Raw genomic sequence first — 23053 nt, forward strand, 5'->3', positions numbered from 1 at the left:
GCGTTCGTGTTGTGACGAAACGAAGACGGCGGGCACAAGGCCCGCCGTCTTCGTTTGTAGACAAGGGTGCTTCAGGAGATCAGAACGACAGGTCGCCCCAGACGCCGAACTCCTTGGTCTTGTCGTTCTTCTTGTCGCCGGCGTTGGCCAGGTGCGTGTACTTGTACACGGTCGACAGCTTGAGGTTCTTCATGACCGGGAACTCGACGCCGACGTTCCAATACTTGTCGCTCAGGGTCGGGTCCAGGGTCTTGCTGACGTCGGTGTCATCGTAACGACCGAACACGTTGATGCCGCCGTCGGTGACGCGCACGCTGCCCCACACCGACCAGCCGCTGGTCTTGTCGGTGGCAACGGTCATCACGTTGTTGAGGTTCTTGGCCTGGAAGTACTCGCCACCGACGCGGAAGTCGCTGCTGGCGTAGGCGACCATCGCGTTGGCGCGGGTGTAGGTGTTCTCGGCGCTCTGGATGTCGGTTTCCTTGCCCAGCTTGCCGCTGTAGCCACCGACGGCGACCACGAAGTTCTCGTTCGGGGTGTAGGCCACGCGGCCTTCCACGTCCATGCCCTTGCTGCGGGTCGGGTTCTTGTAGCCGGCGCCGGACACGACCGAGACCGCGTAGTTGAAGTTGTTGCCCAGGTTGCCGAAGCCATGCAGGCCCCAGTCGGACGAGTTGCCGTACTTCAGGCGGTCGGTCAGGGTGTTCTCGACATAGCGCATGCCATAGAACTTCTCGACATACGGAATCCACGGCATGTCGGCGGCACCGACGCGCAGGTTGAAGGCCGGGTCGAAGCTGCCCTGCACGTAGGCCTTCTTGACGAACAGTTCGGTGTTGCCGATGGCCGAGCTGTACTGGAAGTCGGTGGTCAGGTTCGCCGACCAGATGTCGTTGAACTTGTGGTCGACGGTCAGGTAGAAGCGCTTGACGTCCAGGCCGGTGCCGCTGGCGGCGGTGTCCTTGCCGTTGCTGGTCTTGTCGATGTTGGTCAGGTCGAAGAACATGCGACCGCCGATCTTGTTGTCATTGACCAGCTTGGCCAGCTTGTCGACGCTGGTCTGGGTCTTCTGCGCACCTTCCAGAGCCTGTGCCTGGGTGATGTTCACTTCGGACTGCGCATCGGACTGCGCCTGCAGCGCCTGCGAATCGTTCTGCAACTGCTGGACCTGGGCCTGCAGCGCAGCGATCTGTGCCTGCAGCTGCTGCAGCTGTGCCTGGGATACGCCCGTGCTGGCGGGGGCTGCGAAGGCGTCGGCGGAAACCAGACCGAGGCTTGCAACGACCGCGGCGGCGAGCAAATGGGAACGCATTTTGGATTTCTCCAGAGGGTTGGAATGGCTTGGGCAGAACGCCACGCCGGCAGGCCGGTCAAGCGTTTTGCGAACATTCCGTTAAAACCATGACAGCCGAATGACAACCTGAGCACCAACCACAGATTTCTTCGTGCGGTCATGCGTACGACTCATTTGCGGGCACATGCTTGTCGATCCCTTGCGGCATATGGCGTCATGTATCAGCGTCTCGGCCCGGACCGACCGCCGCGACGCTCTCACCTGCATCGATGGTTTCGTGTGGATGACGCAGCATCACTGCGGAATGCCAGGCCAGGATGGCATTGACGACCACACTGGGCAGGCCATCAGCGACATATAGAACGTGATCGCAACCGGGCCACGTCCGTCTCCGGTGCATTGGTCAACACGTTGCCCGCAGCACTCAGAACCTTCACGCCCCTGGCTGTGCGGGCGCCGGGCAGCACTGTAACGGTTGCGTCATACAACGGTCCCTGCGCTGTCATCGAACCGTTATGGAATGTGCGCCGGGCGGGTAACCCCGCATCCCAATCAACCCAGGAGCCACCCCGTGATCCACGCCTTCAAGTCGCGCGTTGCCGTTGCCGTCTTCGCAGCGTCGTCCGTGTTCGCCGCCAACGCCGCTGAAATCACCGGCGCGGGCGCCTCGTTCATCTACCCGGTGATGTCGAAGTGGTCGGCCGACTACAACGCCGCCACCAGCAACAAGGTCAACTACCAGTCGATCGGTTCCGGCGGTGGTATCGCCCAGATCAAGGCCAAGACCGTTGATTTCGGCTCCTCCGATGCTCCGCTGAAGCCGGAAGAACTGGCCGCTTCGGGCCTGGCGCAGTTCCCGTCGGTGATCGGCGGCGTGGTGCCGGTCGTCAACGTGGCCGGCATCGCCCCGGGCGCACTGAAGCTGGACGGCACCGTGCTGGCCAACATCTTCCTGGGCAAGATCAAGACCTGGAACGACCCGGCCATCGCCGCACTGAACCCGGGCGTGACCCTGCCGAGCGCCAAGATCACCGTCGTGCACCGCTCGGATGGTTCGGGCACCACCTTCAACTTCGTCAACTACCTGTCCAAGGTCAGCCCGGAGTGGAAGAGCTCGGTCGGTGAAGGCACCTCGGTCCAGTGGCCGGCCGGCATCGGTGGCAAGGGCAACGAAGGCGTTGCTGCCTACGTGAAGCAGATCAAGGGCGGCATCGGCTACGTCGAACTGTCCTACGCACTGCAGAACAAGCTGTCGTACACCGCGATGAAGAATGCCGCCGGCCGCTTCGTGCAGCCGAGCGATGCGTCGTTCGCCGCCGCCGCTGCCAGCGCCGACTGGGCCAGCGCCAAGGACTTCTACCTGGTGATGACCAACGCCCCGGGCGCCGAGTCCTGGCCGATCACCGCCACCAACTTCATCCTGGTGCACAAGAAGCCGAAGAACGCTGCCAACGGCAAGGCCACCCAGGAGTTCTTCCGCTGGGTCTACAAGAGCGGCGACGCCCAGGCCCGCCAGCTGGACTACGTGCCGCTGCCGGACAGCCTGGTCCGCCAGATCGAGACCTACTGGTCGCAGAACCTGAAGTAAGCGCGTTCCCCCGCAGGAACGGGATCGGCGGGTCCTCTCTCCCCCGCCGATCCCACCCCGGGCGCGAGATCCTCGAGATCTCGCGCTCTTCTTGTTTTTGGGGGATTGGTCGTGAAGAGCGCTGCGCTTCCAATCTACTGCCCGGAGTCGGCGCAGGGCCCAGCCCGGGACACGCCGTAAACCCGTCCATGGGGGCTCGATCGCGCCATCCATGGCGCGAACGGTCCCGGGCTGGGCCCTGCGCCGACTCTGGACAGTTCATCGGGGGCGCGATGGGGTCATGGAAGGCAGGAGCAAAGGCAGCAGTGTTTGTAGAGCCGAGCCCATGCTCGGCTGCTTCTGGCCTGGCCTCGCGCGCAGCCGAGCGTGGGCTCTGCTGTACCTTGCGCCGGCCGTCATATCGGTGCGCAGATCCGGGGTCTCCGGGGAGCTTCCGGATGGAGGCCAACCCCGTGAAACCCTTGTCAGAACGTGATCCAGGACACCTCTGTCATGGTCGTAATACGGCTGTAACAAAAACATCATTTCATAGCCGCATCCGCCGACGACGTCGGCTCTTCCCCGCTATGGAGTGACCATGAAACTGCACTCGGCCGGCCTTGCCGCCCTTTCCCTGGCCATCGCCCTGGGCCTGTCGGCCTGCGGTGGCGACAAGCAGGCCGCGCAGCAGCCGGCTGCCGACGGTGCCGCCGCCCCGGCCGCTGCCGGTGCCAAGGTGACCGCCGAAGTGTCCGGCGCGGGCGCGTCCTTCATCTTCCCGCTGGTCTCCAAGTGGTCGGCTGACTACAACACCAGCACCGGCGCCAAGATCAACTACCAGTCGATCGGCTCCGGTGGCGGCATCGCCCAGATCAAGGCCGGCACCGTCGACTTCGGCTCCTCCGACAAGCCGCTGAGCAGCGAAGAGCTGGCCCAGGCCGGCCTGGCCCAGTTCCCGTCCGCCATCGGCGGCGTGGTGCCGGTGGTCAACATCGAAGGCCTGGAAACCGGCAAGCTGCGCCTGAGCGGCGCCCTGCTGGCGGACATCTTCCTGGGCAAGGTCAAGACCTGGAACGACCCGGCCATCGTCGCCGCCAACCCGGGCGTGAAGCTGCCGGACGGCAAGATCACCCTGGTCCACCGTTCGGACGGCTCGGGCACCACCTTCAACTTCTCCAACTACCTGTCCAAGGTCAGCCCGGAATGGAAGAGCAAGGTCGGCGAAGGCACCTCGGTGCAGTGGCCGGACGGCGTCGGTGGCAAGGGCAATGAAGGCGTCGCTTCCTACGTGAAGCAGATCAAGGGCTCGATCGGCTACGTCGAACTGGCCTACGCGCTGCAGAACGGCATGCCGTACACCGCCATGCAGAACGCGGCCGGCAACTGGGTCGAGCCGAGCGCGGAAACCTTCGCCGCCGCGGCTGCCAGCGCCGACTGGGCCAGCGCCAAGGACTTCAACCTGGTCATCACCAACGCTCCGGGCGAGCAGGCGTGGCCGATCACTGCCACCAACTTCATGCTGATGCAGAAGCAGCCGAAGGACGCCAAGCGCAACCAGGACACCCTGGCCTTCTTCAAGTGGGCCTTCGAAAACGGCCAGGCCCAGGCCAACGAGCTGCACTACGTGCCGCTGCCGGCCGAACTGGTCAAGCAGATCGAGGCCTACTGGGCGACCGACCTGAAGTGATGGACACGACGGTGCCCGCCCCGCGCGGGCACCGCCTCTTCCACGCCGTGCCGCCCCGCCCCTTCCTGGCCCTGCCGTCCCCATGAATGCCATCGCCCAGCCTGTAGCCGCCCCGTCCACGCGTGATGCGCGTGATGCCCGCAACGACAAACTGTTCCGATGGGTGCTGGTCGGCACCGTCATCTTCGTCCTGATCGCCCTGGCCTGCGCCGCGCTGTCCATGCTGTGGGGCGGCCGCCATGCCCTGCAGATGCAGGGCCTGAGCTTCTTCTTCTCCGCCGACTGGAATCCGGTCGAAAACAAGTTCGGCGCCCTCGCTCCGATCTACGGCACCCTGGTCACCGCGCTCATCGCGATGGTCATCGCCGTGCCGGTCAGCTTCGGCATCGCCTTCTTCCTCACCGAAGTCGCGCCGCGCTGGCTGCGTGGCCCGGTCGGTACCGCCATCGAACTGCTGGCGGGCATTCCTTCGATCATCTACGGCATGTGGGGCCTGTTCGTGCTGGTGCCGGTGATGACCGAGTACGTCACTCCGTTCCTCAACGAAACCCTGGGCGAGATGCCGATCATCGGCCCGCTGTTCCAGGGCCCGCCGCTGGGCATCGGCATGCTCACTGCCGGTTTCGTGCTGGCCATCATGGTCATTCCGTTCATCTCCTCGGTGATGCGCGAAGTGTTCCTGACCGTGCCGACCCGCCTGAAGGAATCGGCCTACGCGCTGGGTTCCACCAAGTGGGAAGTGAGCTGGGACATCGTCCTGCCCTACACCCGCTCGGCGGTAATCGGTGGCATCTTCCTCGGCCTCGGCCGCGCCCTCGGCGAGACCATGGCGGTGGCCTTCGTGATCGGCAACAGCGTGCGCCTGTCGCCGTCGCTGCTGGAACCGGGCACCACCATCGCCGCGCTGATCGCCAACGATTTCGGCGAAGCCACTGAAACCTACCGCTCGGCCCTGCTGCTGCTCGGCTTCGTCCTCTTCATCGTCACCTTCGTGGTGCTGGCCATCGCCCGCCTGATGCTGATGCGCCTGTCCCGCAAGGAGGGCAACTGATGTCCACCACCGCTGATTCGCTGTACCTGCGCCGTCGCATCGGCAACGTCGTTGCGATCACCGCCTCCTGTGCCACCGCCCTGTTCGGCCTGTTCTTCCTGGGCTGGATCCTGTTCACCCTGGCCTCGAAGGGCCTGGCCGGCATCAACTGGGATCTGTTCACCAAGATGACGCCGCCGCCGATGCAGGAAGGCGGTCTCGCCAACGCCTTCTTCGGCAGTGCTGTGATGTGTGCGCTGGCGATCGGCATCGGCACCCCGCTGGGCGTGCTGGCCGGCACCTGGCTGGCCGAGTACGGCAACGCCCGCAAGGCCGGCACCGTGGTCCGCTTCGTCAACGACATCCTGCTGTCGGCGCCGTCCATCGTGCTTGGCCTGTTCGTCTACACGCTGTACGTGATGCAGACCGGCGGCAACTTCTCGGCGTTCGCCGGTGCGCTGTCGCTGGCCTTCATCGTGCTGCCGGTGGTGGTTCGCACCACCGACGAAATGCTGCGCCTGGTGCCCTCGCAGATGCGCGAAGCGGCCCTGTCGCTGGGCATCCCGCAGTGGAAGGTGATCGTGCAGGTGCTGTACCGCAGTGCGTCGGCCGGCATCATCACCGGCATCCTGCTGGCGCTGGCCCGCATCTCCGGCGAGACCGCACCGCTGCTGTTCACTGCCTTCGGCAACCAGTACTGGAACAACAACATCTTCCAGCCGATGGCCTCGGTGCCGGTGGTGATGAACCAGTTCGCCGGCAGCCCGTATGAATCCTGGCAGGTGCTGGCCTGGGCCGGTGCCCTGGTGCTGACTGTCTTCGTGTTGCTGGTCAGCCTTGCCGCCCGCGGCATCCTGCTGCGCAACCGTATCTCCCATGACTGACCTTTCCGTGGATAACGCCATGAACGACCTTTCCAACGCCGTGCCGATGCAGCGCATCGCCGTGCCGTCCTCGCACGAGAGCCTGCACACGCCGTCGCCGGTGAAGCTGGCTGCGCGTGGACTGGACTTCTACTACGACAAGTTCCATGCCCTGAAGGGCATCAACCTGGAGATCCCGGAAAAGCGCGTGACCGCGCTGATCGGCCCCTCCGGCTGCGGCAAGTCGACCCTGCTGCGCATCTTCAACCGCATCTACGCGCTGTACCCGAAGCTGGAGGCGCGCGGCGAAGTGCTGCTGGACGGCGAGAACATCCTGTCGCCGAAGTACCCGATGAACCGCCTGCGCAGCAAGGTCGGCATGGTGTTCCAGAAGCCGGTGCCGTTCCCGATGACCATCTTCGAGAACGTGGCCTACGGCATCCGCCACCACGAGAAGCTGAGCAAGGCCGACATGGCCGACCGCGTCGAGCAGGCGCTGCGCCAGGGCGCGCTGTGGGACGAAGTGAAGGACAAGCTGGGCCAGAGCGCGCTGGGCCTGTCCGGTGGCCAGCAGCAGCGTCTGTGCATCGCCCGCGCCGTGGCCCTGCGCCCGTCGGTGCTGCTGCTGGACGAGCCGACCTCAGCGCTGGATCCGATCTCGACCAGCCGCATCGAGCAGCTGGTGGAAGAGCTCAAGCACGAGTACACCATCGTCATCGTCACCCACAACATGCAGCAGGCCGCGCGCGTGTCCGACTACACCGCCTTCATGTACCTGGGCGACCTGATCGAGCACGACCGCACCGAAGTGATCTTCTCGCAGCCGTCGCAGCGGCAGACCGAGGATTACATCACCGGTCGCTTCGGCTGAAGCGCCAGTCGAGTTACAGCTAACGTCAGTCGAGCGTGGCTCGACTCTACGGATAACGTCAGTCGGGCATGGCTCGACTCTACAGAGTGGAATGAACATGAATCTTCCCAACGACCACATCGTCAAGAGCTACGACGAAGAGCAGCAGCGCCTGGTGGCCGAAATCGTGCGCATGGGCGAGATGGCCGTCGCCCAGCTCGAAGCGGCGATGGACGTGATCGAGAAGCGCGACGAGAACGCCGCCCATCGCATCATCGCCAACGACGAGGCGATCGATGCGCTGGAACAGCAGATCAGCCACGACGTGATGCGCCTGGCGCTGCGTGGCCCGATGGCACGCGACCTGCGCGAGATCCTGGCGGGCCTGCGCATCCCGGCCGACATCGAGCGCATCGGTGACTACGCCGCCAACGTCGCCAAGCGCTCGATCGCGCTGGGCAAGGTACCGCCGCTGCCGCAGATCCAGGGCCTGCGGGCGCTCGGCCGCCTGGCCGCGCAGCAGGTCCGTCGTGCCATTGCCGCCTACCGCGACAACGATGCCGATGCCGCACTGGCGCTGCGCGAGGACGACGCCCGCCTGGACGCGCAGTACACCGCGCTGTTCCGCGAGCTGCTGACCTACATGATGGAAGACCCGCGCAACATCACCCCCTGCACGCACCTGCTGTTCATGGCCAAGAACCTGGAGCGCGTGGGCGACCACGCCACCAACATCGCCGAGAACGTGTGGTTCCTGGTGCACGGTGAGCAGCCGCTGCCGCCGCGTGAAAAGCGCGACGAGACCTCCAGCACCGGCCAGCCCTGACGCTGCACTGCAACACCGGAGTCGACTCCACGGTGGCCGCTGTCCTGGTGACAGCGGCCTTCTTTTTTGGGGTGTTTCCCCCGCATTGTGGGCGCCGGGCTTGCCCGGTGCAGACCTTCCGGATGCTTCTGTAACAAACCTCACGAAAATTTGAGGTCTTGGCGAGGATTCGTTGAGTAGGATCGCTGCACCATCGTTTCCACCGGCACCCCTGCCGGCGACCCGGGCACCCGCCCACACCACCCAGGAGCACGACCGATGAGCAGTTCCAACAAGACCCTGTCCCTGCTGACTGCTACCGCCCTGGCCGCCGGCCTGGGCATGACCGCCAGTGCCTCGGCCCTGAGCATGAGCGACCTCGCCCAGGGCTATCTGGTCGCCGGCCAGGCTGCCAAGGCCAGCACCGATGCCAAGGCAGCGGACACCAAGATGGCCGCGGACGCGACCAAGCACGCCGAAGGCAAATGTGGTGCCGACGGCAAGAGTGCCGAAGGCAAGTGCGGCGCCGACAAGGGCAAGGCCGCCGGTGCTGCGGCCGGCGCCAAGGCCAAGAGCGGCGACAAGAAGTCGGCCGAGGGCAAGTGTGGCGAAGGCAAGTGCGGTGGCAAGCACTGACGTCCGCGCCAGCGTTGTCCACCTGCGGTCGCCGCTTCGCGCGGCGGCCGCCGGGTTGGGCCTGCGCCGGGCGCTGCTGCAGGATCTGCGTGATGCACCGGCCGGCGACTTCGACTTCCTCGAATGCGCACCGGAGAACTGGATCAACGTCGGTGGTCCCGCCGGTGACGCACTGGCCGAACTGGCACAGCGCCATCCACTGAGCTGCCATGGCCTGTCACTGTCACTGGGCGGCAGCGCACCACTGGACATCGAGCTGCTGGAGCAGGTCGGCCAGTTCCTCGAAAAGCACCGCGTGCCGCTGTACAGCGAGCACCTGAGCTACTGCAGCGACGATGGCCACCTGTACGACCTGCTGCCGATTCCGTTCACCGACGAAGCGGTGCGCCATACCGCCGCGCGCATCACCCGTGTGCAGGACCTGCTGGGTCGCCGCATCGCGGTGGAAAACGTGTCCTACTACCTGGCACCGGAACCGGCGATGGACGAACTGGCCTTCACCAATGCGGTTCTTGCCGAAGCCGACTGCGATCTGCTGCTGGACGTCAACAACGTCTACGTCAACGCCTGCAACCACGGCTACGATGCCGACAGCTTCATCGCCGGACTACCCGCAGAGCGCATCGTCTGCCTGCACGTTGCCGGGCACCTGGACGAGGCACCGGACCTGAAGATCGACACCCATGGCAGCGCGGTGATCGACCCGGTCTGGGAACTGCTGGCGCGCACCTATGCGCGCATCGGCGCGCGTCCGACCCTGCTCGAGCGCGATTTCAACTTCCCCCCGTACGCCGAACTGCAGGGCGAACTGCAGACCATCCGCCGCCTGCAGGCGACGCACGCGGGGACTGCACATGACTGACGCTCCCGGCACCCTGCGCGCGCAGCAGCATGCATTCACCGCACATCTGCGCGATCCGCAGGCGGTGGCCGCACCCGCCGGCCTGGAACCACGCCGGGTGGCGGTGTACCAGCGGCTGCTGTTCAACAACCTGCTCGGCCTGTTGAGCAACGGCTTCCCGGTCTGCGTGCGCCTGCTCGGCGAGCCCGCCTGGAGCGCGCTGGTGCGCCACTACTTCGCCACCCATCGCTGCCAGACACCGCTGTTCACCGAACTGGCCGCCGAGTTCGTGCAGTGGCTGCAGGCACAGCCGCAGCTGCCGCACCCGGCGCTGGCCGAGCTGGCCCACTACGAGTGGGTGGAAACCGCGCTGTACCAGCTTCCTGCCGAGCCGCTGCCGGTGCGGGGTGAGATCGATCCGCTGCGGGTGCCACTGCAACGCTCGCCGCTGGCGCGGCCGCTGCTGTACCAGTGGCCGGTGCACCGGCTGGGCGCCGAGGATGCACCGACGCAGCCGCCCACCGAACCGACCGGCCTGCTGGTGCGCCGTGAGGCTGACGGCGAAGTGCGCTTCGCCGTGCTCAGCCCGCTGGCGGTGTACCTGCTGTCCAGCATCGGCGAACAGCCTGGGCTGGAAGGACATACCTACCTGCAGCAGCTGGCCAGTGCACACGGGCTGGCCGAGGATGCGCTGGCCGAACCCGGTGCCGCGCTGCTGCGGCAGTTCCTGCAGGCCGGCGTGATCGGCCCGCTCACCGCCCCTCCCTGACACCTCATTCGCGGAGATCCCCTGATGAACCTTCCGACCCTGGCCACCGCGCGTGGCCAGCTGGACCGCCTCGCCCCCTGGTTGGCGCCGCTTGGCCTGCGCCTGCTGCTGGCCTGGGAGTACTTCGAATCCGGCCGCGAAAAGCTGCACGGCCAGAACTGGTTCGCCGACCTGCAGGACGCCTTCCCGTTCCCGTTCGACCAGCTGCCGGCCGCGCTGAACTGGCAGCTTGCCACCTGGTTCGAGCTGATCGGCGCGGCCTGCCTGCTGGTCGGGTTCGGCACCCGTTTCGCCGCCGCGAGCCTGCTGGTGCTGACCGTGGTGGCCACCTATGCGGTGCATTGGCCGATGGAGTGGAACTCGCTGGCCGACCTGGCCATGGGCTATGCGATCAGCGACCAGGGCTTCGGCAACTTCAAGCTGCCGGTGCTGTTCATGGCGATGCTGCTGCCGCTGATTTTCACCGGTGCCGGCAGGCTGAGTGTGGATGCGTGGCTGGCGCGGTGGTCTCCCTCGGCCACGCCTGCGCGGCCAGCAGTCAGGTAGATGCCGACCTTGGTCGGCGCGCACCGTGCCAACCAAGGTGGGCACCTACCGGAATCCTGAGCGCGCGGTGCCCGGTAGGCTGAGCGTGGATGCGTGGCTGGCGCGGTGGTCTCCCTCGGCCACGCCTGCGCGGCCAGCAGTCCGGTAATCGCCAACCCCTGGTCGGCGCACCGTGGGCCAACCAAGGTTGGCACCTACCGGAATCCTGAGCGCGCGGTGCCCCGGTAGGTGTCGACCTTGGTCGACACACGCCCGCGCAGGGAACGCATGCACCGAGGGCTGGCCGGGCGCTCAGGGTCGCTCTGCTAGAATTCACGCATGACTGACCCCACCCCCGCACCTGCCGCCGCTCACGATTCCGCAGTCCCCCAGGCGCAGCGCGCGATGTCACAACGCTTCCGCGGCTTCCTGCCGGTGGTAGTGGACGTGGAAACCGGCGGCTTCGACAGCCAGCGCAACGCACTGCTGGAAATCGCCGCCGTGCCGATCGAGATGGACGAGAACGGCCTGCTCTACCCCGGCCAGACCGCCAGCGCCCACGTGGTGCCGGCCGAGGGCCTGGAGATCGATCCGAAATCACTGGAAGTGACCGGCATCATCCTCGACCACCCGTTCCGGCTGGCCAAGGAAGAAAAGGCGGCGCTGGACCACATCTTCACCCCGGTGCGTGCGGCAATGAAGAAGTACGGCTGCCAGCGCGCGATCCTGGTCGGTCACAACGCTCACTTCGACCTCGGTTTCGTCAACGCGGCGGTGGCGCGCACCGGCCACAAGCGCAATCCGTTCCATCCGTTCAGCGTGTTCGACACGGTGACCCTGGCCGGTATCGCCTACGGGCAGACCGTGCTGGCGCGTGCGGCCACGGCCGCCGGGCTGGGCTGGGACGCGAACGAGGCACACAGCGCGGTGTATGACACCGAGCAGACGGCACGGTTGTTCTGCACGATCGCCAACGCCTGGCCGCGGTGAAGCGGCCAAGGGCGGAGCCCCTCGTGGCGTGAAGCGAATCATCGGTTGGGCCGGGCAAGGTGGGTTCGCGGGGGACGCCGTGAACCCTTCCCTGGGGCTTAGCCGCGCCATCCATGGCGCGGATACCCCCGCGAACCCACCCTGCCCGGCCTTCGACAGGTTGCTGGCCGCCACGGAAAGATCAGAAAAAGCGGAAGCAACAGCGGGTCGCTGCGCTCGTTGCGGGCTGCCGATCACCGCTGTGGTGGGTCACTTCTCTTGTGGATGCCGACCGTTGGTCGGCACAGCCAGTCGCCATGCCCCCTTCAGGAGTACTGCCAAAATCCGGCAATCACTTCGCCAGTTGATTCGTGGGCGTACAGGTATAGCCCTCCGAAGCCGAAAACGACATTTCCTTCGATCAGTCCATCCGGATAGTAGAACTCGTCCATCTGCATCAGAAACCGGAAACCATCCCGCAGCAGTGCGGTTTCGTAGTAGGGCTCTTCCTGAAGCAGAAGAGGTTCTTTGCTGCAGGTCAGGAACTCGAAAAACTGCGCTTCAACAAACTCGTAAGACCCAATTCTCGCGCGCTGATAGCCGGGTAACGCATGTCCTGCCCCGGCACCTTCCATTGATGGTGGATGCTGGAAGACCTTGACGCAGCAGTCCGGATAGATGTTTGCCCGCAACAGATCATCGAAGCTCTCCGGAACGCAGACAGAAATGAACTGGCTGGAATCGTTCGGGTTCTCGAAGGTGGCGTAGAAGCTGTAGCCCTCCAGCTCCGTCAATCCTTCAAGACACTGGGGCAGGTTCCCACCGATCCTCGCACCATTGGCTTCTTCTGAAGGAAACAGGATGCGTGCGACGCGATGAGGTGCGGACATGGAGATTCCCGTTTGAGCAAGGACCAGCACTCAGAAGCTTAGGGACTGGGAAAAGGAAACTCCACGCGCATTCAATACGGGCCGCCCGGAAGATCATCTTCAACCAATGCTCGTGCGATCCCGGCCATCGCTCTTGGCGCGGTACAGCGCGCGGTCTGCGCGCTGGTACAGCAGTGCCGGGGTGCGGTCGTCGGCATCCAGTTCCACCAGGCCCGCGCTGAAGGTCACGCGCAGTCCGTCCACCCCGGCCCAGTCGGGATGGTCGTGGAACAGGCCGCGCAGGCGCGCGCACAGCTGTGCGGCTTCCTCCAGGCGGGTGTCGTTGAGCAGCAGCGCGAACTCTTCGCCGCCGGTCCGCGCCGGCAGGTCCGAGTCGCGGCTGGCGGCAGCGATCAACCGTGCCACCTGCACCAGCACGGCATCACCGATGCTGTGGCTGTGGCGGTCGTTGACGTCCTTGAAGTGGTCGATATCCAGCACCACCAGGCACAGCGGATGACCGCTGCGCTGCGAACGCGCGAAGTCGCGCGCCAGGGTCTCATCGAAGGCACGGCGGTTGGCCAGGCCAGTCAGTGCATCCTCGCGGGCCTGCCGTTCGAATGCCTCGGACTGGCGTGCGAGGCGCTCGGCCAGTTCGGTCTTTTCCTGGTTCAGCGCCTGCAGGTGCACGGTCTTGGCCTGCAGGTCGAAGGTCGCCTCGTCCACGCGCCGTGCCAGGCGCAGGTTGCTGGCCTTCAGCTGCTGCAGCAGCAGGCGGTACAGCGCCACCAGCCCGGCCAGCAGCAGCAGTCCACCCAGCACCTGCACGCTGCGTCGCTGCCACCAGAACGGCTCCACGGTGAAGCTCCATACCGCTTCCTGCTGGCCCCAGCTGCCACCCGGATGAGCCGCCGCCACGTGCAGGGTGTAGTCGCCCGGCGGCAGGCCGACGAACTCCACGCTGCGCTGCGGACCGCGTTCGACCCACCCCGCATCCAGGCCGTCCAGCCGCGTGCGGTAGCGGATCCGGTCAGACATCAGGTAGCTCAGGCCGACATAGCTCACCGTCAAGCGGCGGCCGCCGGGAATGTAGTTGCGGTCCGGGCCCTCCCAATGCACCGGTGCGCCATCCACCTGCACGCTTTCAATCGCTGCCGGCGGTGAAAGACGCTCGCGGAAGCGCTGCAGGCGCTGCGGATCGACGGTGCTCAGGCCACCGGCGGTCACCACCCAGAACGTGCCGTCCTGGCGCAGGATCGCCGATGGGCTGGAGCTGCCATTGGCCTGTGCATTGGCCATGCCGTCGATCTCGTTGTAGCGCTCCACCACCACCCGCGGCGTGCGGCCATCTGCCACGGCGTTGAGCGTGGCCATGTCGGTGCGCAGCACGCCGCGGTTGCTGCTGATCCAGACGTTGCCCAGGCGGTCCGGCACCAGCTGGAACACCGTGTCCACCGGCATGCCCTGCTCCAGACCAACCCGCGCCAGCGTTCCATCCTGCCAGCGATACAGGCCACGGTCGCTGCTGATCCACATTGCGTCGCCCAGCTGGTGGAAGCCGAACACGCTGCGGCCACCGCCCATCGGGGCCAGGTCAATCGCCTGCACGCGGTCGCCGCGCAGTACGCGGATGCCTTCGATGGTGCCGATCCACAGGTTGCCCTGATGGTCATGCTCAAGCGCGGTGATCAGGCCACCGGGCATGCCCGGGACGTTCGATACCTGCACGCGATCACCCTCGATGCGGACCACGCCCTTCTGAGTGCCGGCCCAGACGCCGCCCTGCGGATCGACGCTGATCGCCCGGATGTTGCCGCCCGGCATGCCATCGGCGACCGCATAGTTGTGGCGCAGGCTGCCGTCGCGACCGAGGCGGTAGACACCGTCGCCGAAGGTCCCCACCCACAGGTCTCCATCAGCCCCCTGCGCCAGGCTCAGCACCGATGGCGCCTTGCCGCCGCGGTTGTGCAGTGGCACGGCACGGAAGCGGCCATCGGGCGTCTGCAGGTCGAGGCCGCTGGCACTGCCCACCCACAGCTGGCGGTCGCGGTCCTCGAACACGGTGCGCACGTAGTCGCCGCTGAGACCGTCGCGTTCGGTGTAGCTGCTGAACAGCGTTTCGCGCAGGCGGTACAGGCCGCCATTGGCGCCCACCCAGATGCTGCCTTCGGCATCCTCGCGCAGGCTGACCACGCGCCCGCCCGGCAGGTTGAGGCCGGCCGGCAGCCGCTCCAGCCCATGTGCGGAGATGCGCAGCAGGCCCTGGTTCTCGGTGCCCAGCCACAGGTCACCATGGCGATCCTGCAGCATCGAGGTCATGTGCAGCTGGCCCGGCAGGCGGTGCACCAGCACCAGCTGATCGTCCTCCACCCGGTACAGGCGTTCGCCGGCCACGATCCACAACGCGCCATCCGGCGCGCGGTACGGCCACGACAGGCCGCTGCCCGCACCCAGGCCCCATGCAGCCGGTGCGCGCTTGAGCACGCCGTCGTTGTTGCGCAGCACCAGCCCGTCAAGGGTGCCGACCCAGACCCGGTCCTGCGCATCGACCACCAGCTTGGTGAAGCTCATCGCCATCGGCAGGTCAGCCGGCGGCGCCTGGTAGACCATGCCCTTGTCGGGCACCAGGTAACCCAGTCCCTTGCCTTCGTACAGCAGCCACAGGCGCCCCCGGCTGTCCATCTGCATGGACTGGATCAGCACCTGCGGGGTATCGGCCTGGTGCTCCCAGACCCGCCACTGGCCGTCATTGCCACGATGGCTGACATTGCCGCGCGAATCACTGATCCACAGCCCGCCCTGGCGGTCGACGAACAGCGCGCCGATGCCGTTGTCGCGCAGGCCCGGGCGGGTACTGCGGTCGAACACGGTGAAATCCAGGCCGTTGTAACGCACCAGGCCTTCCCAGGTGGCGAACCACAGGTGGCCCTCCGGCGTCTGCGCGATGTCACGCAGCGAGTTGTGTGGCAGACCGTTGCGCGATGTCCACACATCGATGGCGTAGTCGCGCAGCGGGGGCGCACCGTCCTGTGCGGCCAGCGGCAGCGCAAGCGCCAGCAGCAGCCACAGCAGCCCCTGCCGCAGCACCCGCCTGAATCCTGATACGTGGCACTCCACCCAGCGCCGGTTGCCCCCCTGTCCGCCCATCAGTGCAGCGGCGGTGGCCAGACGCGGCTGCCAGGCCAGGCAGCGTGCGGGAACGGCCGGGCAGCGCGGAACGGCGTGCCGGCGGGAACGGGCTGGCTCATCGACGGGAAACTGGGGAGTTGCGCAGATGATAGGCCAAACCCCGGCCCGGGCGTCACCGTTGCCAGGCCGTCAGCCTCAGCCAGCCCGGCCCGGCGGCACCACCTGCGCGCTGGCTGGCCACTGCACCACCGCCTCCAGTCCGCCTTCGGCACGGTTGCGCAGCCACAGGCGGGCGCCGTCCTTCTCGGCCAGTGCGCGGGCGATGGTGAGGCCCAGCCCGGCACCGCCGGTTTCCCGCGAGCGCGAAGTTTCCACCCGCACGAACGGGTCGAACACCGCCTCCAACTGATCCTCCGCCAGCCCGGGACCATCGTCCGACACCATCACGGTGATCGTGCCACCGCCGCGTTCCACCCGCACCCGCACCCGGTAGGCGTACATCACCGCGTTGTCCACCAGGTTGGAGAACAGGCGATGCATGGCCAATGGGCGCAGCATCAACACCGCGCCGGTACCGCCCTCGAAGACGACATCGGCACCGCCCTCGGCGGCGTCTTCAACGATGCTCTCCAGCAGTGAATCCAGGTCCAGCGCGGCACGCTGCTCGGCGCTTTCGGCGCTGCGGGCCAGCTCCAGGCCTTCGCGCACCAGCGCCTGCATTGCCGCCAGATCGCCGATCAGGCGCTCGCGCAGCGCTTCATCGCTGACGTTCTCCAGGCGCAGGCGCAGGCGGGTCAGCGGGGTCTGCAGGTCATGGGTGATCGCCGCCAGCATCTGCGTACGCTCGGCCAGGTGCCGCTGCAGGCGGTGCTGCATGGCATTGAAGGCTTCGGCGGCACGCTGCACCTCGCGCGGCCCGCGCAGTGGCAAGGGATCACGCTGCAGGTCATCGCCGAGATCCTCGGCAGCGGCCGCCAGTTCCTGCAGCGGCGCGCTGGCCATGCGCGCGACGATGTAGGCCAGCACCGCGATCGCCAGCACCAGCAGGGTCAGGAACCACGGGTCCACGGCCAGGATGCCGTTGTGTGCCACCGCAGGCGAATCCAGCGCCAGCTTCAGCAGCGTGCCGTCGTTGAGGGTCACGTCGACCGCACGGCACTTGGGCGGGATGAACGCCGGATCACGTTCGCGCGGATGCTTGCGATGCCCCGGTGGCGGCGGGGGCAGCAGGTCCTGCAGCTTGGGAATGCAGGAGCGGAACGAAGCAAAATGCACATGCGCGCGTGCGACCGGGCCAGGCCGGTCATCCAGCACTTCCATCAACGCCGTATCGGCCCGCCCCAGGCGTGCACCTGGCTGCAGCGCGCGCACGCTCGGCCCGCCAACCTCCAGCAGGCGCTCGCGCAGTTCGGGATTGCCGTCGAGCAGGTTGACGTAACCCTGCAGGCGGTCGGCGATGCGGTTCAGGTTCTGCCGCTCGAACTCCTGCTGGCGTTTGGAGGTAGCCAGCATGGTCGCGCCGATCGCGGCCACGCTCATGCCCAGCAGCAGGATCACGAACAACCGCCCGACCATCGAGGACAGGAAATGACGCAGGCGCTTCATCGCGGCTTATTCCAGGTTCACCGAGGAGGCCAGCACATAGCCTTCGTTGCGCACGGTCTTGATCAGTCCGTCCGGGCCACCGTCGTCGCCCAGCTTGTTGCGCAGCCGGCTGACCTGCAGATCGATGGCACGGTCCTGCGCCTCGTAGTTGCGGCCGCTGCTGAGCGCGACCAGCTGCTCGCGCGACAGCACCTTGTTGGCATGGGCGATGAACACCCGCAGCAGGCGGAACTCGGCGCCGGACAGCACCACCACGCGATCGTCCGGATCGACCAGGTGGCGATGCTCCAGGTCGAACACCCAGCGCGAGAAACGCGCACGGCGCACCGCCAGCGGCTCCAGGTTGGCCGGCAGCGCCTCGGTCCGGCGCAGCACGTTGCGGATGCGCGCCAGCAGCTCGCGCGGTTCGAACGGCTTGGCCAGGTAGTCATCGGCGCCCATTTCCAGGCCCAGCACGCGGTCGATCGGCTCGGCACGCGCAGTCAGCATGATCACCGGCGTGTTCGAGCGCGCGCGCAGGTCGCGGCACAGGGTCAGGCCATCCTCGCGCGGCAGGTTGAGGTCGAGCACGATCAGGTCCACGTGTTCGCGGTCCAGCAGCTGGCGCATGGCGGTGCCGTCTGCGGCCGTGCTTACCTGGTAGCCGGCACGGCCGAGCTGTTCGGCCAGCAGGGTGCGGATGTCGTTGTCGTCGTCGACGATCAGCAGTCGATGCATCGTGTTTTCAGTCTCCATGTCGCGATCATCCCGTGTCGGCAGCTGAACCGCATCCGGGGCAATGCGTACCAGTGTATCCAGCCATGGGCGGGATACCTGTGGTTACGCGTATTCACCGACAGTGTTACATAGAGACATACCCCGAGGATTGAGCCGCCCATCGCCCGGTCTTCACAATGCCCACCAACGCCGCCGCCGCGGCCCCGAGAGTGAAGCCACGACGTGACGTTCCGCCTGCTGCCTGCGACCCGCCGGGGTCGCCTGATACTGATCGCCCTGCTTGCCCTGATCGTTGCCGTGGCCGCCTGGTGGCTGCTGCGCAAACCCGCTGCCCCGGCTGTAGCGACCACGCCGGTCAGCCGCGGCGACATCGAGCAGACCGTGGAAGCCACCGGCGTGATCGACGCCTACAAGCTGGTCAGCGTCGGTGCGCAGGCCTCGGGCCAGATCAAGTCGCTGAAAGTTCAACTGGGCGACACCGTGAAGGAAGGTGACCTGATCGCCGAGATCGACGCCACCACCCAGCAGAACCAGGTGCTCAACGCGCAGGCCTCGCTGGACCAGGTCACCGCCCAGCGCGCCGTCCAGCAGGCCACCCTGCGCCAGGCCGAACTGGAGTTCGCGCGCCAGCAGCAGATGCTGGCCGCCGAGGCCACCTCGCGCCAGGAATACGATGCCGCCGAGGCGCAGCTGAAGACCGCCCGTGCCCAGCTGCAGTCCTACGAGGCACAGATCAAGGGCCGCGAAACCGAACTGGGCACCGCCCGCGCCAACCTGGCCTACACCCGCATCGTGGCGCCGATGGACGGCACTGTGGTGGCGGTGGTGGCCGAGGAAGGTCGCACCGTGAACGCCAACCAGACCGCACCGACCATCGTCATGCTGGCGCGGCTGGACGTGGTCACGGTCAATGCCGAGATCTCCGAGGCCGACGTGGTCAAGATCAAGGCAGGCATGCCGGTGTACTTCACCACGCTGGGCGATCCGGACCGCAAGTACCACGCCACGCTGCGCCAGATCAATCCGGCGCCGGCCTCGATCGCCAATGAAAACTCGTCCAGTTCCAGCAGCTCTTCCAGTTCCAGCTCCAGCAGCGCGGTCTACTACAACGCACTGTTCGATGTGGAAAACCCGGATGGCACGCTGCGCATCGACATGACCGCGCAGGTCTCGGTGCTGCTGAAGCAGGCCAAGGGCGTGCTGATGGTGCCGGCAGTGGCGTTGGGACCGAAGCGCCGTGGCGACGAGCGCATGGTGCGGGTGCTGGACGACAAGGGCCAGCCGCAGCCGCGCAAGGTGACCGTGGGCATCAACAACGGCGCCTCGGCCGAGATCCTGTCGGGGCTGAAGGAAGGCGAGCGCGTGGTGGTCGGCGAAGCCGGTGCGGCCGGTGCCAGCGCCGCCGGCGGCAACCGTGGCGGCATGCAGATGCGGGTTGGCGGCCCGGGCATGGGGCGCCGATGAGCACGACGGCGCCGCTGCTGCGCCTGCGCGACCTGCGACGCGAATTCCCGGCCGGCGATGATGTGATCGCCGTGCTGCGCGACGTCAATCTCGACATCCACGCCGGTGAGATGGTGGCCATCGTCGGCCAGTCCGGTTCGGGCAAGTCGACGCTGATGAACATCCTCGGCTGCCTCGACCGCCCTACCCGCGGCAGCTACCAGGTGGCCGGCCGCGAGACCGGAAAGATGGCGCCGGACGAGCTGGCCGAACTGCGCCGCGAGCATTTCGGCTTCATCTTCCAGCGCTACCACCTGCTCGGCGACCTGGACGCGCGCGGCAACGTAGAGGTGCCGGCGGTGTATGCCGGCAGCCCGGGCGCAGTGCGCAACGCGCGTGCCGAACAGCTGCTGCAGCGGCTGGGCCTGAGCGATCGCATGCACCACAAGCCGGGGCAGTTGTCCGGTGGCCAGCAGCAGCGCGTGTCGATCGCCCGTGCCCTGATGAACGGCGGCGAGGTGATCCTGGCCGACGAACCAACCGGCGCGCTCGATACGAAATCCGGCGAGGAAGTGATGGCGATCCTCGGTGAGCTGCACGCCGAAGGCCATACCATCATCATCGTCACCCACGACATGAGCGTGGCCGAACACGCGCAGCGCATCATCGAGATCCGCGACGGCGAGATCATCGCTGATCGCGCCAACCCGAATGCGCCGACCTACCGTGCGCAGCGCGAGGCCAGCACCGGCGTCGCCCGCGGCAACAGCTGGCGGGCCGCACGCGACCGCTTCACCGAAGCGTTCCGGATGGCGCTGCTGGCGATGAACGCACATCGGCTGCGCACCTTCCTGACCATGCTCGGCATCATCATCGGCATCGCCTCGGTGGTCTCGGTGGTGGCGCTGGGCAATGGCTCGCAACAACAGATCCTGCAGAACATCAGCGCGCTCGGCACCAACACCATCGACGTCTATCCCGGCCGTGGTTTCGGCGACATGCGCTCGGCGCGGGTACAGACGCTCAAGGCCAGCGACGCCGATGCACTGGCAAAGCAGAGCTACGTGGACAGCGCCACCCCCAGCGTGTCGACCTCGGTCACCGCCCGCTACCGCAACCAGTCCTCCACCGCCCAGGTCAGCGGCGTCGGCGAGCAGTTCTTCCGGGTCAAGGGCGTGACCCTGCTCAGCGGCAGCTTCTTCGATAGCGATGCGGTGAAGGGCCTGGGCCAGGTGGCGGTGATCGATGAGAACACCCAGACCCAGTTCTTCCCCGATGTCGACCCGGTCGGCCAGGTGATCCTGCTCGGCAATGTGCCGGCACGCGTGGTCGGCGTGGCCAAGCGCCAGAGTTTCGGTTTCGGCGGCAGCACCAGCCTCAGCGTGTGGGTGCCGTACACCACGGTGATGTCGCGCATGCTCGGCCAGAGCCACGTGTCCAGCATCACCGTGCGCGTGGACGACGACACGCCGATGGATGCCGCACAGGAAGCGATCACCCGCCTGTTGACCATGCGCCATGGCACCGAAGATTTCTTCCTCAGCAACAGCGCCGAAATCCGCCAGACCATCGAACAGACCACGCGCACGATGACGCTGCTGATCGGCGCCATCGCCGCCATCGCGCTGCTGGTCGGCGGCATCGGCGTGATGAACATCATGCTGGTCTCGGTCACCGAGCGTACCCGCGAGATCGGCGTGCGCATGGCCGTGGGTGCACGGCAGAGTGATATCCGCCAGCAGTTCCTGATCGAGGCGGTGCTGGTCTGCCTGCTTGGCGGCGTGCTCGGCATCGGCCTGGCCCTGCTACTGGGCTCGATGATCGGGCGCTTCGCCAGCGACTTCCAGGTGCTGTTCTCCACGGCCTCGATCGTTGCCGCGTTCGCCTGCTCGACCCTGATCGGCGTGGCGTTCGGCTTCCTGCCTGCGCGCAACGCCGCGCAGCTCGACCCGGTGGAGGCCCTGGCCCGCGAATGAAGATGATGACCCGACTGACCTTCCCTGCCCCCTCGCGCCTGCTGCTGGCCGGTGCCGTTCTGCTCGCCCTGTCCGGCTGCGCATCGATGGGCCGCTATCCGGTGCAGGACCCCGACGTGGCGGCGACCTACGGTCGTGGCGACGCCACCCTCAATGCGCCCGCCGACGATCCGCGCAGCAGCCTGGATACTCCGGGCCGCGACATCCGCCAGGACACCTGGTGGACCGGTTTCGGCGATGAGCGTCTCGACCGTCTGGTGGCGCAGGCGCTGGCCGCCAACAGCGATCTTGCCGCCGCTGGCCTGGCCGTGCAGCGTTCGCGCCTGCAGGCCGGACTGGCCAGCAACGCGCTGTGGCCACAGCCTTCGTCGTCCGGCGTCAGCGGCAATGCCAGCCGCGCCACCGACCAGGCCGACGACTGGCGCCGCAGCTATTCCACCGGCGTCTCGCTGGGCTGGGAAGTGGACCTGTGGGGCCGCCTGCGCACCCAGCGCGACATCGCCCGCTGGGAAGCCGAGGCCAGCGAGGAAGACCGGCAGAACACCGCGCTGCTGGTGATCAGCGACACCATCACCCAGTACTGGACGCTGGCTTACCTCAACCAGTCGATTGCCACCGGCCAGGCCAACCTGGAGCGCCTGGAACGCACCCGCGAACTGGTGCAGGCACGCTTCGACGCCGGTGCGGTATCGCGCCTGGAAGTACGCCAGGCGCTGCAGAACCTGCAGTCGCAGCGGTCTTCGCAGAGCGCACTGGAGCAGCAGCGGGTGGAAGTACGCAACGCACTGACCGTGCTGCTGGACGGCACGCCCTGGCCGCAGCAGGACGAACCGCAGGACCTGCTGGGTGCACGCAGCCCCAGCATCGCAGAGGGCCTGCCGACCGACCTGCTCGGTCGCCGTCCCGACCTGCGCGCGGCCGAACTGCGCCTGCGCAACAGCCTGAAGACCATCAAGGTCACCGCCACCCAGTACTACCCGGCGCTGAGCCTGACCGGCAGCCTCGGTTCCAGCGCGACCTCGCTGGGCGATGTGCTGCGCAACCCGGTAGCCACGCTGGGCGCCGGCCTGTCACTGCCGTTCCTCAACCTGCAGCGTGCGCAGCTGGATACCGATATTGCCGGCACCGCCTACCAGATCGCCGCCACCAACTTCCGCAAGACGCTGTACACCGCGCTGTCGGAAGTGGACAACGCGCTGTCGGCACGCGAGCAGCTGGCGCGCCAGGTAGCGGCCTCGCAGGCCTCGTACGACGAAGCGGTGGAAGTGGAACGCGCGCAGGAAGTGCGCTACCGCGTGGGCGCCACCGATCTGCGCACCTGGCTGGAAGCGCAGCAGACCCGGCGCGATGCCGAGCTGTCGCTGGCGCGCGTGCGCCAGGGCCAGCTGAACAACGACGTGACCCTGTTCAAGGCACTGGGCGGCAGCGCGGGGTGAGGCTTTAGGAGCGCCAAGCAAGGTTGGCGACTACCCGGTAGG

General features: G+C 66.8%; 19 protein-coding genes. 14 read left to right on the plus strand and 5 right to left on the minus strand.

Going from position 1 to position 23053, the window contains the following annotated elements:
• Nucleotides 1-79: 79 nt before the first annotated feature.
• Nucleotides 80-1312: a porin gene (locus tag VPH47_RS14120; RefSeq protein WP_110711743.1), complete on the minus strand. Its 1233-nt coding sequence runs from the start codon at nucleotides 1310-1312 to the stop codon at nucleotides 80-82.
• Between the two features lie 553 nt (nucleotides 1313-1865).
• Here VPH47_RS14120 and pstS (VPH47_RS14125) point away from each other — a divergent pair.
• From pstS (VPH47_RS14125) to rnt, 11 genes are all read left to right on the plus strand, one after another.
• Nucleotides 1866-2882 (plus strand): phosphate ABC transporter substrate-binding protein PstS, encoded by a 1017-nt coding sequence (gene pstS, locus VPH47_RS14125; protein WP_014646540.1) that lies wholly within the window; start codon nucleotides 1866-1868, stop codon nucleotides 2880-2882.
• Nucleotides 2883-3459: 577 nt separating this feature from the next.
• Nucleotides 3460-4548, plus strand: coding sequence for a phosphate ABC transporter substrate-binding protein PstS (gene pstS / locus VPH47_RS14130; RefSeq protein WP_125895763.1), 1089 nt, complete (start codon nucleotides 3460-3462; stop codon nucleotides 4546-4548).
• 82 nt (nucleotides 4549-4630) lie between these two features.
• Nucleotides 4631-5599: a phosphate ABC transporter permease subunit PstC gene (gene pstC / locus VPH47_RS14135; RefSeq protein ID WP_049421601.1), complete on the plus strand. Its 969-nt coding sequence runs from the start codon at nucleotides 4631-4633 to the stop codon at nucleotides 5597-5599.
• A complete protein-coding gene (pstA, locus tag VPH47_RS14140; RefSeq protein WP_032127902.1) occupies nucleotides 5599-6462 on the plus strand; it encodes a phosphate ABC transporter permease PstA in 864 nt (287 codons plus the stop codon). The genes pstC and pstA overlap by 1 nt, the downstream gene beginning before the upstream one ends.
• A 19-nt stretch (nucleotides 6463-6481) precedes the next feature.
• Entirely contained in the window at nucleotides 6482-7312 is an 831-nt protein-coding gene (gene pstB / locus VPH47_RS14145; RefSeq protein ID WP_005408788.1) for a phosphate ABC transporter ATP-binding protein PstB, read from the plus strand.
• Between the two features lie 91 nt (nucleotides 7313-7403).
• A complete protein-coding gene (phoU, locus tag VPH47_RS14150) occupies nucleotides 7404-8117 on the plus strand; it encodes a phosphate signaling complex protein PhoU (RefSeq protein ID WP_110711740.1) in 714 nt (237 codons plus the stop codon).
• A gap of 258 nt (nucleotides 8118-8375) precedes the next feature.
• A complete protein-coding gene (locus VPH47_RS14155; RefSeq protein ID WP_368851071.1) occupies nucleotides 8376-8732 on the plus strand; it encodes a hypothetical protein in 357 nt (118 codons plus the stop codon).
• Nucleotides 8719-9594 (plus strand): DUF692 domain-containing protein, encoded by an 876-nt coding sequence (locus VPH47_RS14160; protein ID WP_368851072.1) that lies wholly within the window; start codon nucleotides 8719-8721, stop codon nucleotides 9592-9594. Before VPH47_RS14155 ends, VPH47_RS14160 begins: the two co-directional genes overlap by 14 nt.
• Nucleotides 9587-10342, plus strand: a complete 756-nt coding sequence (locus VPH47_RS14165; RefSeq protein ID WP_368851073.1) for a DUF2063 domain-containing protein — start codon at nucleotides 9587-9589, stop codon at nucleotides 10340-10342. Before VPH47_RS14160 ends, VPH47_RS14165 begins: the two co-directional genes overlap by 8 nt.
• Nucleotides 10343-10366: 24 nt before the next feature.
• Nucleotides 10367-10888, plus strand: coding sequence for a DoxX family protein (locus tag VPH47_RS14170; RefSeq protein ID WP_368851074.1), 522 nt, complete (start codon nucleotides 10367-10369; stop codon nucleotides 10886-10888).
• 384 nt (nucleotides 10889-11272) lie between these two features.
• Nucleotides 11273-11857: a ribonuclease T gene (gene rnt / locus VPH47_RS14175; protein WP_005408782.1), complete on the plus strand. Its 585-nt coding sequence runs from the start codon at nucleotides 11273-11275 to the stop codon at nucleotides 11855-11857.
• A 305-nt stretch (nucleotides 11858-12162) separates the two neighbouring features.
• Here the strand turns inward: rnt and VPH47_RS14180 are convergent, their stop codons facing one another.
• The 4 genes from VPH47_RS14180 to VPH47_RS14195 form a co-directional block, all read right to left on the minus strand.
• The gene (locus VPH47_RS14180; RefSeq protein WP_368851075.1) at nucleotides 12163-12726 is read right to left on the minus strand and encodes a hypothetical protein; all 564 of its coding nucleotides are present in this window, start codon (nucleotides 12724-12726) and stop codon (nucleotides 12163-12165) included.
• 99 nt (nucleotides 12727-12825) lie between these two features.
• On the minus strand, nucleotides 12826-15852 hold the full coding sequence (locus VPH47_RS14185) for a two-component regulator propeller domain-containing protein (protein WP_368851076.1): 3027 nt from the start codon (nucleotides 15850-15852) through the stop codon (nucleotides 12826-12828).
• A 177-nt stretch (nucleotides 15853-16029) separates the two neighbouring features.
• Nucleotides 16030-17439, minus strand: coding sequence for an ATP-binding protein (locus VPH47_RS14190; protein ID WP_197610414.1), 1410 nt, complete (start codon nucleotides 17437-17439; stop codon nucleotides 16030-16032).
• 6 nt (nucleotides 17440-17445) lie between these two features.
• Nucleotides 17446-18174, minus strand: coding sequence for a response regulator (locus VPH47_RS14195; RefSeq protein WP_005408779.1), 729 nt, complete (start codon nucleotides 18172-18174; stop codon nucleotides 17446-17448).
• Nucleotides 18175-18378: 204 nt separating this feature from the next.
• Between VPH47_RS14195 and VPH47_RS14200 the strand changes: the two genes are divergently transcribed.
• From VPH47_RS14200 to VPH47_RS14210, 3 genes are read left to right on the plus strand one after another with little or no spacing between them, the layout of a single operon-like run.
• Nucleotides 18379-19620: an efflux RND transporter periplasmic adaptor subunit gene (locus VPH47_RS14200; protein WP_110711732.1), complete on the plus strand. Its 1242-nt coding sequence runs from the start codon at nucleotides 18379-18381 to the stop codon at nucleotides 19618-19620.
• Nucleotides 19617-21575, plus strand: a complete 1959-nt coding sequence (locus VPH47_RS14205; protein ID WP_110711731.1) for a MacB family efflux pump subunit — start codon at nucleotides 19617-19619, stop codon at nucleotides 21573-21575. Before VPH47_RS14200 ends, VPH47_RS14205 begins: the two co-directional genes overlap by 4 nt.
• Nucleotides 21572-23011 (plus strand): efflux transporter outer membrane subunit, encoded by a 1440-nt coding sequence (locus VPH47_RS14210; protein WP_153856904.1) that lies wholly within the window; start codon nucleotides 21572-21574, stop codon nucleotides 23009-23011. The genes VPH47_RS14205 and VPH47_RS14210 overlap by 4 nt, the downstream gene beginning before the upstream one ends.
• Nucleotides 23012-23053 lie beyond the last annotated feature (42 nt).

The sequence above is a fragment of the Stenotrophomonas sp. WED208 genome (genome assembly GCF_040984485.1).
Classification (GTDB): Bacteria; Pseudomonadota; Gammaproteobacteria; order Xanthomonadales; family Xanthomonadaceae; genus Stenotrophomonas; species Stenotrophomonas riyadhensis.

Coding starts and splice junctions, on each gene's coding strand:
- phoU (WP_110711740.1), top strand. CDS start 7,404: ATGAACATGAATCTTCCCAACGACCACATCGTCAAGAGCTACGACGAA.
- VPH47_RS14195 (WP_005408779.1), bottom strand. CDS start 18,174: ATGGAGACTGAAAACACGATGCATCGACTGCTGATCGTCGACGACGAC.
- VPH47_RS14205 (WP_110711731.1), top strand. CDS start 19,617: ATGAGCACGACGGCGCCGCTGCTGCGCCTGCGCGACCTGCGACGCGAA.
- pstC (WP_049421601.1), top strand. CDS start 4,631: ATGAATGCCATCGCCCAGCCTGTAGCCGCCCCGTCCACGCGTGATGCG.
- VPH47_RS14170 (WP_368851074.1), top strand. CDS start 10,367: ATGAACCTTCCGACCCTGGCCACCGCGCGTGGCCAGCTGGACCGCCTC.
- VPH47_RS14180 (WP_368851075.1), bottom strand. CDS start 12,726: ATGTCCGCACCTCATCGCGTCGCACGCATCCTGTTTCCTTCAGAAGAA.
- VPH47_RS14165 (WP_368851073.1), top strand. CDS start 9,587: ATGACTGACGCTCCCGGCACCCTGCGCGCGCAGCAGCATGCATTCACC.
- pstB (WP_005408788.1), top strand. CDS start 6,482: ATGAACGACCTTTCCAACGCCGTGCCGATGCAGCGCATCGCCGTGCCG.
- rnt (WP_005408782.1), top strand. CDS start 11,273: ATGTCACAACGCTTCCGCGGCTTCCTGCCGGTGGTAGTGGACGTGGAA.
- pstA (WP_032127902.1), top strand. CDS start 5,599: ATGTCCACCACCGCTGATTCGCTGTACCTGCGCCGTCGCATCGGCAAC.
- VPH47_RS14185 (WP_368851076.1), bottom strand. CDS start 15,852: ATGGGCGGACAGGGGGGCAACCGGCGCTGGGTGGAGTGCCACGTATCA.
- VPH47_RS14120 (WP_110711743.1), bottom strand. CDS start 1,312: ATGCGTTCCCATTTGCTCGCCGCCGCGGTCGTTGCAAGCCTCGGTCTG.
- VPH47_RS14210 (WP_153856904.1), top strand. CDS start 21,572: ATGAAGATGATGACCCGACTGACCTTCCCTGCCCCCTCGCGCCTGCTG.
- pstS (WP_125895763.1), top strand. CDS start 3,460: ATGAAACTGCACTCGGCCGGCCTTGCCGCCCTTTCCCTGGCCATCGCC.
- VPH47_RS14155 (WP_368851071.1), top strand. CDS start 8,376: ATGAGCAGTTCCAACAAGACCCTGTCCCTGCTGACTGCTACCGCCCTG.
- VPH47_RS14190 (WP_197610414.1), bottom strand. CDS start 17,439: ATGAAGCGCCTGCGTCATTTCCTGTCCTCGATGGTCGGGCGGTTGTTC.